Source organism: Saccharopolyspora sp. NPDC045839, from assembly GCF_056431645.1.
Genome location: NZ_JBWKKH010000002.1, coordinates 430,769 through 440,758 on the forward strand (window position 1 = coordinate 430,769; position 9,990 = coordinate 440,758).

Genomic DNA, 9,990 nt, shown 5'->3' on the forward strand with positions numbered 1-9,990 from the left:
GGGCCGAGGAGCAGGCGGTCATGGCGCCACGCCTCGGTCCACTCCGGTCCATGCCAGTGCGATCGCGCCGTCGAGCAGGGCTCGTTGCGCGGTGCCGCCGACGCAGTGCGCGGCGAACTCGCGCTGGTGGTTGATCGCCGGCAAGGACCCGATGCCGATGTAGGGGTGGATGGCGGGCACGACCTGCGAGACGTTGCCCATGTCGGTGGAGGCGCGGTTCATGCGGGACGCCGTGCCGTCCGGAGCGAACTCGCGGCCGAGCTCGAGTGCGTTGGCACGGTAGGCCGCCAGTGCCGCCTCGTCCGCGCGGAACTCGGCGTAGGGCTTGCTTTCCGGTTCCACGGTCAGCTCGCAGCCGGTGGCCAGCGCGCCGGCTTCGAACGCGCGGAACACGCGCGGCTCCAGCTCGGCTAGTTCCGCGAGCGTCTCGGCACGCACGTACCAGCGGCCGCTGGCGTGCTCGGGGATCGCGTTCGGTGCGTCGCCGGCGTGCGTCACGATGCCGTGCACCCGCGCCGAGGCGGGGATTTGCTGGCGGAGCAGGCCGATGGCGACCTGGGCGACGGTGAACGCGTCGGCGGCGTTGATCCCGGCCTCGGGGTAAGCAGCGGCGTGCGCGGACTTGCCGGTGTAGGAGATCTTCGAGTGGCTGACGGCGAACGGCCGGGCCTCGGCGACGTCGACGGGCGCCGGGTGCACCATCATCGCGAGGTCCACGCCCGCGAAAGCGCCGCGGTCGAGCAGCTCGATCTTCCCGCCGCCGCCCTCCTCGGCCGGGGTGCCGTAGACCTCGATCGTCACCCCGGCGTCGTCGGCGACCGCGGCCAGCCCCAGTGCGGCACCGATGGAGCTGGCCGCGATGAGGTTGTGGCCGCACGCGTGACCGAGGCCGGGCAGCGCGTCGTACTCGGCGCACAGCGCGATCCGCGTCGGACCGGTGCCGAAGCTCGCGTGGAACGCCGTGTCCAGGCCGAGGTAGCCCGACGTGACGGCGAACCCGGCGCGGTCGAGCAGCTCCGGCACCGCCGCGGCGGCGCGGTGCTCCTCCCACGCCGTCTCGGGGTCGGCGTGCAGCCGTTCCGACAGGCGGATCAGTTCGTCGGCGTGCCGGTCGACCTCGGCGCGGGCCGCGTTCTTCAGTGCCGTCATCACTCGTCTCCCGGCACGCCGTAGGACGGGGCCGAGGCGGGGTTGAGCCCGCGGGTGACGTAGTCGTCGCGCTGCGGGAGCCACACGTCGAGCAACTCGGCGAGCCGGTCGACGGGGTCGTCCGCCCAGTCCACCCGGAGGTCGGTGACCGGCCAGTCCACATCGGACACCACGACGACGCCGGCGGAGTGGACCGGGCCCTCCTCGCCGCCGGCGTCGAGACCGGCCTGCAACGCGGTGACGAGCCGCTGCTCCAGCTCGCCGGTGGCGGAGGTGAACGCGTCCACAATGGCCTGCGGGATGTGGTTGCCTGCCAGCATGTTGCCCGCCGCCACGACACCGTCCGCGGCGACGGCACCGTGCTTGCCCAGTGTCCGGGAGCCGCTGTAGGCGAAGCCCGGGCCGGTCGGGCCGAGCACGGTGAGCTGCCGGTACTCGATGTTGTCCGCAGCGGCGGTGACCCCGGCGAGCGCCCGCTCGGCGTCGCCGTGCTCGGCGAGCCCGTCGAGCAGGTGGCCGCCGAGCCGCGGGTCGGTGATGTTCTGCGAGGCCGCGGCGCCGACGCCCGGGCGCAGGTGCGCGACGCGGGCGACGACGGCGGGGCTGGATGAGCTGGCCGCGACACCGAACCGCACGGTGCCGCCGGAAGTGTCGCGGGCGACGATCGAAAGGGTCACTTCTCCTCCTCCGGGATCACGGCGATGGCGTCGATCTCGCACAGCCACTCCGGCCGGGCGAGCGCGGACACCACCAGGCCGGTCGAGATCGGGTGCACACCCTTGGTCCAGCGCCCGACGGTGCGGTAGACGGCCTCGCGGTAGCGCGGGTCGATCAGGTAGATGGTGAGCTTGACCAGGTGCTCCATCCGGCTGCCGGCTTCTTCGAGGAGCACCTTGATGTTCGCCATCGCCTGCTCGGCCTGCGCGGCGGCGTCGCCGATCCCGACGGACTCGCTGGTGTCGAGGTCCTGCCCGATCTGGCCACGGACGTAGACGGTGCCGTTGGCGACGACGGCCTGGCAGAGGTCGTTGTCGAGGTTCTGCTCGGGGTAGGTGTCGCGCGTGTTGAACGGGCGGATGCGGCGATGAACAGTCACTTCGTGGCCTTTCCCGGCGGCGGTTGTCGGACGGATCGGCGGCGCCGTCGCCACAGCCTGACCTCGCCACGCACTTTCTGTCCAGTAGATGTTTCAGTACCAGTGCATCGAAAATATCGATCCACGGGACCGCCTCGACGCGGCCGTCATGAATCGAAAAATCAGATCTCGTGTACCAAAAACATCTGTTGGACACGGGAAGTGCGCGGCGGCGAGGATCCGGTTGAGACGCACAGAGGCATGGAGGCGGACCGGCGCGGTCCGCCCGCCGGTCCGGAGTGGAGGTCTGGATGTCGATCCAAGAGGTGGAGGCCCTCGTCGTGGGCGGGGGCCAGGCCGGCCTGGCGATGAGCGAGCACCTGAGTGACTGCGGTGTGCAGCACCTCGTGCTGGAACGCGACCGCATCGCCGAGCGCTGGCGTTCGGAGCGGTGGGACTCGCTGGTCGCGAACGGGCCCGCGTGGCACGACCGCTTCCCCGGCCTGGAGTTCGTCGACCTGGCGCCCGGCGATTTCGCTTCCAAGGACCAGGTCGCGGCCTACTTCGAGGCGTACGCGGAGAAGATCGCCGCGCCGATCCGGACCGGGGTCGAGGTGACGTCCGTCCGGCGGCTCGAGGGACGGCCCGGTTTTCGCGTGGAGACTTCGGACGGAACCATCGAGTCGCGTTTCGTCGTCGCGGCGACCGGACCGTTCCAGCGGCCCGTGATCCCACCGATCGTGCCCCGGGAAGCCGGCCCCCTGCAGATCCACTCCAGTTCCTACCGGAATCCGGAGCAGCTGCCCGATGGCGCCGTGCTGGTGGTCGGAGCCGGTTCGTCGGGAGTGCAGATCGCCGAGGAGCTCCGCCGGTCGGGGCGGCCGGTGTACCTGTCCGTCGGCCCCCACGACCGTCCTCCGCGCCAGTACCGCGGACGCGACTTCTGCTGGTGGCTCGGCGTGCTCGGCAAGTGGGACGCCGAGACGCCGCCGTCGGGGGCCGAACACGTCACCATCGCGGTCAGCGGCGCCCGCGGCGGGCACACGGTGGACTTCCGCGCCCTCGCCGGACTCGGGATCGACCTCGTCGGCATGACCGGCTCGTTCGACGACGGGATCCTCCGCTTCGCGCCGGACCTCGGGACCAACATCGCCAAGGGAGACGCGAACTACCTCGCACTGCTCGACGAAGCCGACGCGTATGTCGCGCGCAACGGCCTGGACCTCCCCGAGGACCCGGACGCCCGCACGCTGGGGCCGGATCCCGCCTGCGTGACCACCCCGATCCTCGAGCTCGATCTCGCCGCCGCCGGAGTCCGGTCGATCGTCTGGGCGACCGGCTTCGCCGTCGACTACGGCTGGCTGCAGGTCGACGCGTTCGACGAGAACGGCAAGCCGGAGCACCGTCGCGGCGTGTCTTCCGAACCCGGCGTGTACTTCCTGGGACTGCCCTGGCTGGCGCGCCGTGGCTCGAGCTTCATCTGGGGGGTGTGGCACGACGCCAAGTTCGTGGCCGACCACATCGCGACCCAGCACCGCTACCTCAGCCACGGGGACTGACCCGTTCGACCGTTTTGGGGCGGGGAGGCGATCGCCTCCCCGGCCCAAAACGGTCAGCGCGCGTAGAGGGTGCGGCACAACTCCCGGAACTCCTGCGCCCGCCGGGTGAGGCGGACCCCGCGCATCGAGGCGACGACGATTTCCAGCGACGGGACGTCGTCGGTCAGGGTGAGCGGGACGGCTCGCGCCCCCGAATAGGTGGTTTCGGCCGGCGGGCATTGGTTGAGGAGCGCGAAGCCGTGACCGTGCGCGACGAAAGCACGGACGGTCTCGTAGCCGCTCGTGCGGTGGCGGACCCGGGGTTCCACGCCTGCGTTGCTGAGGATCGACTGCAGGTACTCACGGCTGTGCGGCAGGTCGAGCAGCACCATGGGCTCGTCGGCGAGGTCCTGGAGCGACACCGTGCGGTTCTTCCGTCGCGCGAACCGGTGGTCCTCGGACACGAGGGCGTACGGGTGCGCGGTTCCCACGACCTCGCGGTCGATGTCGTCGTCCAGGTCGTAGCCGTACAGCAGGGCGAGCTCCGTCTCGCCCGAGCGCAGGGCCGATTTGAGCGCCTGGTGCTCGCCTTCGCGCAGGGACACGTGGACCTGCGGGTGCCGGGCCTCGAACTCCGCCAGCAGGCCGGGTAGCCGGAACGGCGCGAGCGTGGCGAAGCAGCCGACCGTCAGCGTCCCGACCAGCTCGGTGCCGGACTGCCGGGCGGTCTCCACCAGCTCGGCGCCGTGGGCGAGGAAGTCCAGGACCCTCTTGTAGAACACCTCGCCCGCCGTGGTCAGGCTGAGCCCGCGGGCGTGGTGGCGCAGCAGGAACTGCACGCCCATTTCTTTCTCCAGCTGCGCGATCGCGGTCGACACGGCCGACTGGGACACCATGAGTTCCTTCGACGCGGCCGTCATGCTGAGGTGCCGGGCCGCCGCCTCGAAGTAGCGCAGCTGCACGAGGGTGAAGGCAGGCTCGTTCATGGAGACATCCTGCCTCGCGGAGCCGCGTCCGCCTACGAGGTGGTCGCGCAGCCGGTGGCCTGCCGCGCGTACTCGGCGACCAAGTGCTTGGCGGCGTTGCGCTCGACGGAGGTGTTGTTGCTCATCAGGTGCAGCCCGAGACCGTCCTCCAGCGCGACCAGCGTCGCGGCGATCTCGCGCACCGGCCGGGAAAGCGTGAACCGGCCCGTCGCACGGCCGATCTCCAGCACCGTGCCGTAGAGTGCGACCTCGCGGTCGTACAGGCTGGTCATGAGCGCGGCGTGCGCGGAACTGCGGTCGGCGAGCCCGTGCATCTCGTAGAGCACGCAGGCGACCTCGTCGTCCTTCCCGGACGGCAAGCCGGTCTCGATGGCCGCGGCGAGCTTGAGCTCGGCACTCCCGGCCGCGTCGACGGTGTCGGCCCGGTGGCGGTAGAAGCGGTCGGTGACCGTGCGGTGCACGTCGAACATCAGCTCCGCCAGTTCCGGGTAGTGGTAGAGCACCGAGCCCGGTGACACACCCGCCTCCGTGGCGATGTCGCGGATGCGGACGTTGACGCGCCCGCGTTCGGTGATCGCCCGCAGCGCGGCGTCGATGAGCTGTTCCCGGCGTGCCCGCTGTGTCCTCGTCCGTGTCACGTCATCATTATTGATGCTCTGGTTCAAATTTTTCAATCTCTGACTTTGCTATTGACATGTGACTTTGCTGAAGTTTTGAATCTGCGTTCAAAGTTACTGAGCGAAGAGGAGAGCCATGCCAGCGTTCACCCACGAGCAGTGGCGCGAGGCCGCCGCGGGTCTCGCCCCGCGCACCGCCGCGTTCATCGGTGGCCGGTTCACCGCGGCGCTCGACGGCCGCACCTTCCCGACCGTCGACCCCGCCACCGGCCGCACCATCGCCGACGTCGCCGAGTGCGGCCCCGCCGACGTCGACGCCGCGGTGTCCGCCGCCCGCACGTGCTTCGAGTCCGGCGCCTGGTCGTCCGCCGGACCCGCCGAGCGCAAGCAGGTGCTGCTGCGCCTGGCCGACCTGATCGACGAGCACCGCGCGGAACTCGCCCTGCTCGATTCGATGGACATGGGCAAGCTCGTCACCGACGCCTACGAGATCGACGTACCCGGGGCGGCGGGCCTGTTCCGCTGGTACGCCGAGATGCTCGACAAGGACTACGGCGAGATCGCACCGACCGCTGCGGGAGATCTGGCCCTGGTGCGCCGCGTTCCCCTCGGCGTCGTCGGCGCGGTCGTGCCGTGGAACTTCCCGCTGGACATGGCCACCTGGAAGCTCGCACCCGCCCTGGCCGCCGGGAACTCGGTGGTGCTCAAGCCCGCCGAGCAGTCCCCGCTGTCGGCGCTGCGGCTCGCGGAGCTGGCCGCCGAAGCCGGACTGCCCGAAGGGGCGCTCAACGTCGTTCCGGGCTACGGCGAGACCACCGGCCGCGCGCTGGGCCTGCACCCCGACGTCGACTGCATCGCGTTCACCGGATCAACCGCCGTCGGACAGCAGTTCCTGCGCTACGCGGCGGATTCCAATCTCAAGCAGGTGTGGCCGGAATGCGGCGGGAAGAGCCCCAACCTCGTCTTCGCCGACTGCGCCGACCTGGACGCGGCGGCCGAAGCCGCGTGCGCGGGGATCTTCTTCAACCAGGGCGAGGTGTGCTCGGCCAACTCGCGGTTGCTCGTCGCCCGCGAGATCAAGGACGACCTGGTGGCCAGGATCGCGAAGCGGGCCGCCGACTACGCACCCGGTGACCCGCTCGACCCCGCGAGCCAGATGGGGCCGCTGGTCGACGCGGCCCACGCCGAACGGGTCGCCGGCTTCATCGCGGACGGCAGCCGCGAAGCCGAACTGGTCACCGGCGGAGGACGGCGCGACTGCTTCGTGGAGCCGACGGTCTTCGACGACGTGGCACCGGGTTCGCGCATCGAGCGCGAGGAGATCTTCGGCCCCGTGCTCTGCGTGACCGCCTTCGACGACGAAGCGCACGCGATCCGGCTGGCCAACGACAGCCGCTACGGCCTGGCGGCCTCCGTCTGGACCGCGGACCTCTCCCGCGCCCTGCGGGTCTCCGACGCGCTGCGCGCGGGAACCGTCTCGGTCAACACCGTTGACGCGTTGAGCCCGCAGACCCCGTTCGGCGGCTTCGGCCAGTCCGGCTTCGGACGCGACCTGTCCGCGCACGCGATCGAGAAGTTCACCGGCCTGAAAACCACGTGGATCAAGTACTGAAGGCAACCGCGGGACCACCGGCCCGCCCCTGACCTGAACCAGTGGCCGGCGCCCAGAACCACCGGGCGGCCGTTCCTTCCGAGCCACCGCAAGGCACCGAACACCGACAACTCTAGGGAGCACCATGTCCGCGGAGACGAGCACGACCGCCACCGTTGAAGAGCTGGCGAAGCGCCACCTGGTCATGAACTTCACCTCGGCGGCGAAGTATCGCAACGAGAGCCTGCCGATCTTCGTCCGCGGCGAGGGCTGCTACGTCTACGACGAATCGGGCAAGCGCTACTTCGACGGGCTGGCCGGGCTGTTCTGCACCCAGCTGGGCTACTCGCACGGAGCCGAGGTCGGCGAGGCCGTCGCCCGGCAGATGAGCGAACTCCCCTTCCAGACCACCTGGAGCGTCGCGCATCCGCCCGCGGCGAAGCTGGCCGCCGAACTGGCCGGGCTCGCCCCCGGCGACCTGAACCGGGTGTTCCTGACCTCCAGCGGCTCGGAGTCCAACGAGGCCGCGATCAAGCTGGCCCGGCAGTACCACATCAGCCGGGGCGAGCACGCTCGCCGGAAGTTCATCGCCCGCCGGGTCGCCTACCACGGCACCAGCTTCGGCGCCATGTCCCTCAACGGCATGGTGCAGGTGCGCAAGATGTTCGAGCCGCTCATGTCCGGCGTCCGGCACGTGTCCAACACCAAGCGATACCGGCGCCCCGAGCAGGAGACCGAGGCGGAGTTCACCGCTTTCCTGCTGGCCGAGCTCGAATCGCTGATCCTGCAGGAGGGCGCGGACACCATCGCCGCCATCATCATGGAGCCGCTGCAGAACGCCGGCGGGAGTCTCACCCCGCCCGCGGGCTACTTCCAGGGCGTGCGCGAAATCTGCGACCGGCACGGGATTCTGCTGATCGCCGACGAGGTCATCACCGGGTTCGGCAGGCTCGGCGAGTGGTTCGGCTCGATCCACTACGGTTTCCAGCCCGACATCATCACCTTCGCCAAGGGGATCGCCTCGGCCTACGTGCCGTTGGGCGGTCTGATCGCCGGCGACCGGGTCATCGAGACCGTCCTGGACGGACCGGCCGGCATGTACAACCACGCGCTCACCTACAGCGGGCACCCGGTCGCCTGCGCCGCGGCGCTGGCGAACCTGGAGATCATGCGGCGGCTGGACGTGCAGGGCACCGTCAAGGCCACCAGCGCGACGTTCGCCGCCGAACTCGAACGGCTCCGCGAGAACCCGATCGTGGGCGACATCCGCGGCGACGGATACCACCGCAGCCTGGAGCTGGTCACCGACAAGGCCACGAAGTCCTGGGCCTCGGAACAGGTCGACGCCACCGAGTTCGTCAACCAGCACCTGACCCCGGCCGCCGCCGAGGCGGGCGTGCTGTGCCGGCTCGCCGTCGACTCCGAGGGCAACCCGCTGCTGCAGCTCTCCCCGCCGTTGGTCGCCGACGCCGCGGCCATCGGCGAACTGGTCGGGCTGGTCGAGCAGACGCTCTCCAAGGCCGTCGCATCGGGTGGGCTCCGGTGAGCGGGCACGACAGTCGCGCCGAGGCAGCCCAGGCACGGGCCGACGCTCGTCCGGCCGGCGAGCACGGGCTCAAACGCGTGCTCGGGCTGCCCTCGCTGTTCCTCTTCGGGCTGGCCTACATGGTCCCGCTCGCGGCCTTCACCACCTACGGGATCGCGACCGACGTGACACGAGGACACCTGCCCACTGCGTTCATCGTCACCTTGGCCGCGATGACGTTCACCGCGCTGGGCTACGCGAACATGGTGCGCGCCTACCCGGTGGCCGGTTCCGCCTACACCTACACGCAGCAGACCTTCGGCCCTGCCACGGGCTTCCTCACCGGCTGGGCGCTGCTGCTGGACTACATCTTCCTGCCCACGATCAGCTACATCGTCATCGGGCTCTACCTGGGGATCGCGATCCCGGCAGTGCCCGGCTGGGTCTGGGTGCTGCTGGCGATCGCCGTCGTCACCGGGCTGAACACCCTCGGCATCAAACTGGTGACCGGCATGAACATGGTGCTGGTGGGCGCGCAGGGGGTGTTCATCGCGACGTTCCTGGCAATGAGCTACCTGACCGTGTCCGGGCGCTCGGAGCCGGCGGATCTGGTGGCGCCGTTCTACAGCGCGGACTTCTCGCTCACCGCGGTCGTCGCCGGATCAGCCATCCTCTGCCTGTCGTTCCTGGGCTTCGACGCGATCTCCACGCTCTCCGAGGAGGCCCGGGAGCCGCAGAAGACGATTCCGAGAGCGATCATCCTGTGCACGGTCTTCTGCGGACTGCTGTTCGTCCTCATGTCCTGGGTGGGCCACCTGGTCCACCCCGACTGGCAGACCTTCACCGATCCCGACTCTGCCTCGGTCGAGGTGATGGTCAGCGCCGGCGGCGACTTCCTGGCGGCGTTCTTCACCGCCGCCTACGTCGCGGCCTGCTTCGCCTCGGCCATGGCGGCGCAAAGCGCGGTGTCCCGGATCCTGTTCTCCATGGGGCGTGACGGCGCGCTGCCCAGGCGCGTTTTCGCCCGCATCCACCCGAGGTACCGGACCCCGCACCTGGCCACCCTGGCGGTGGGTGCGGTTTCCCTGCTGGCCTGCGTCATGTCGCTGGACCAGGCCGCCGCCCTGGTGAGCTTCGGCGCCCTGATCGCCTTCACCTTCGTCAACCTGAGCGTCATCAAGCACTACGCGATCGGCCTGGGCAGGCGCCGTGGCGCGGACTTCCTCCGCTACGTGCTCATCCCTGGGATCGGTGTGGCGCTGACCGTGTGGCTGTGGACGTCGCTGTCGCCGCTGACCTTCGTCATCGGCCTGAGCTGGGTGGCGGTCGGCTTCCTGCAACTGCTGCGGCTCACCCGCGGCTTCAAGCGGCCGGCGCCCACCATGGGTCACGAACCGTGATCCTGGCCGGCGGGCCCGCGGTCGAGAAGCTGGGGCGCCACCCTCCAAGACCGGGGGTTCTTTTTGTGTCCCCCCCGGGGGGGTTCCGTCCCCGCGGGGGGGGGGAAAA

Annotated in this window: 9 protein-coding genes; 4 read left to right on the forward strand and 5 right to left on the reverse strand. The window is 70.2% G+C overall.

Annotated elements, in window-relative coordinates; genetic code table 11:
* Window positions 1–18: 18 nt before the first annotated feature.
* From AC07EQ_RS04980 to AC07EQ_RS04990, 3 genes are read right to left on the reverse strand one after another with little or no spacing between them, the layout of a single operon-like run.
* The gene (locus AC07EQ_RS04980; protein ID WP_478386616.1) at window positions 19–1,149 is read right to left on the reverse strand and encodes a M20 family metallopeptidase; all 1,131 of its coding nucleotides are present in this window, start codon (window positions 1,147–1,149) and stop codon (window positions 19–21) included.
* Window positions 1,149–1,826, reverse strand: coding sequence for a DUF1028 domain-containing protein (locus AC07EQ_RS04985; RefSeq protein ID WP_397525781.1), 678 nt, complete (start codon window positions 1,824–1,826; stop codon window positions 1,149–1,151). Before AC07EQ_RS04985 ends, AC07EQ_RS04980 begins: the two co-directional genes overlap by 1 nt.
* The gene (locus tag AC07EQ_RS04990; RefSeq protein WP_478386617.1) at window positions 1,823–2,245 is read right to left on the reverse strand and encodes a RidA family protein; all 423 of its coding nucleotides are present in this window, start codon (window positions 2,243–2,245) and stop codon (window positions 1,823–1,825) included. The genes AC07EQ_RS04985 and AC07EQ_RS04990 overlap by 4 nt, the downstream gene beginning before the upstream one ends.
* Before the next feature lie 290 nt (window positions 2,246–2,535).
* On the opposite strand from AC07EQ_RS04990, the gene AC07EQ_RS04995 reads away from it, so the two are divergent.
* The gene (locus AC07EQ_RS04995) at window positions 2,536–3,783 is read left to right on the forward strand and encodes a flavin-containing monooxygenase (RefSeq protein ID WP_478386618.1); all 1,248 of its coding nucleotides are present in this window, start codon (window positions 2,536–2,538) and stop codon (window positions 3,781–3,783) included.
* 53 nt (window positions 3,784–3,836) lie between these two features.
* On the opposite strand, the gene AC07EQ_RS05000 is transcribed toward AC07EQ_RS04995, so the two are convergent.
* Both AC07EQ_RS05000 and AC07EQ_RS05005 read right to left on the reverse strand, forming a co-directional pair.
* The gene (locus AC07EQ_RS05000) at window positions 3,837–4,748 is read right to left on the reverse strand and encodes a LysR substrate-binding domain-containing protein (RefSeq protein WP_478386619.1); all 912 of its coding nucleotides are present in this window, start codon (window positions 4,746–4,748) and stop codon (window positions 3,837–3,839) included.
* 32 nt (window positions 4,749–4,780) lie between these two features.
* A complete protein-coding gene (locus tag AC07EQ_RS05005; protein ID WP_478386620.1) occupies window positions 4,781–5,386 on the reverse strand; it encodes a TetR/AcrR family transcriptional regulator in 606 nt (201 codons plus the stop codon).
* A 115-nt stretch (window positions 5,387–5,501) separates the two neighbouring features.
* Here AC07EQ_RS05005 and AC07EQ_RS05010 point away from each other — a divergent pair, with 115 nt between their 5' ends.
* The 3 genes from AC07EQ_RS05010 (at window position 5,502) to AC07EQ_RS05020 (ending at window position 9,881) form a co-directional block, all read left to right on the forward strand.
* Complete coding sequence (locus AC07EQ_RS05010) at window positions 5,502–6,977, forward strand: aldehyde dehydrogenase (RefSeq protein ID WP_478386621.1); 1,476 nt, start codon at window positions 5,502–5,504, stop codon at window positions 6,975–6,977.
* A 124-nt stretch (window positions 6,978–7,101) separates the two neighbouring features.
* Window positions 7,102–8,502: an aspartate aminotransferase family protein gene (locus AC07EQ_RS05015; protein ID WP_478386622.1), complete on the forward strand. Its 1,401-nt coding sequence runs from the start codon at window positions 7,102–7,104 to the stop codon at window positions 8,500–8,502.
* On the forward strand, window positions 8,499–9,881 hold the full coding sequence (locus AC07EQ_RS05020) for an APC family permease (RefSeq protein WP_478386623.1): 1,383 nt from the start codon (window positions 8,499–8,501) through the stop codon (window positions 9,879–9,881). Before AC07EQ_RS05015 ends, AC07EQ_RS05020 begins: the two co-directional genes overlap by 4 nt.
* The last annotated feature ends 109 nt before the right edge of the window (window positions 9,882–9,990 follow it).

What these genes read in the sequence shown, in the direction of transcription:
- AC07EQ_RS04980 (WP_478386616.1), bottom strand. Translation starts at nt 1,149, where the DNA reads ATGACGGCACTGAAGAACGCGGCCCGCGCCGAGGTCGACCGGCACGCC.
- AC07EQ_RS04995 (WP_478386618.1), top strand. Translation starts at nt 2,536, where the DNA reads ATGTCGATCCAAGAGGTGGAGGCCCTCGTCGTGGGCGGGGGCCAGGCC.
- AC07EQ_RS05000 (WP_478386619.1), bottom strand. Translation starts at nt 4,748, where the DNA reads ATGAACGAGCCTGCCTTCACCCTCGTGCAGCTGCGCTACTTCGAGGCG.
- AC07EQ_RS05010 (WP_478386621.1), top strand. Translation starts at nt 5,502, where the DNA reads ATGCCAGCGTTCACCCACGAGCAGTGGCGCGAGGCCGCCGCGGGTCTC.
- AC07EQ_RS05015 (WP_478386622.1), top strand. Translation starts at nt 7,102, where the DNA reads ATGTCCGCGGAGACGAGCACGACCGCCACCGTTGAAGAGCTGGCGAAG.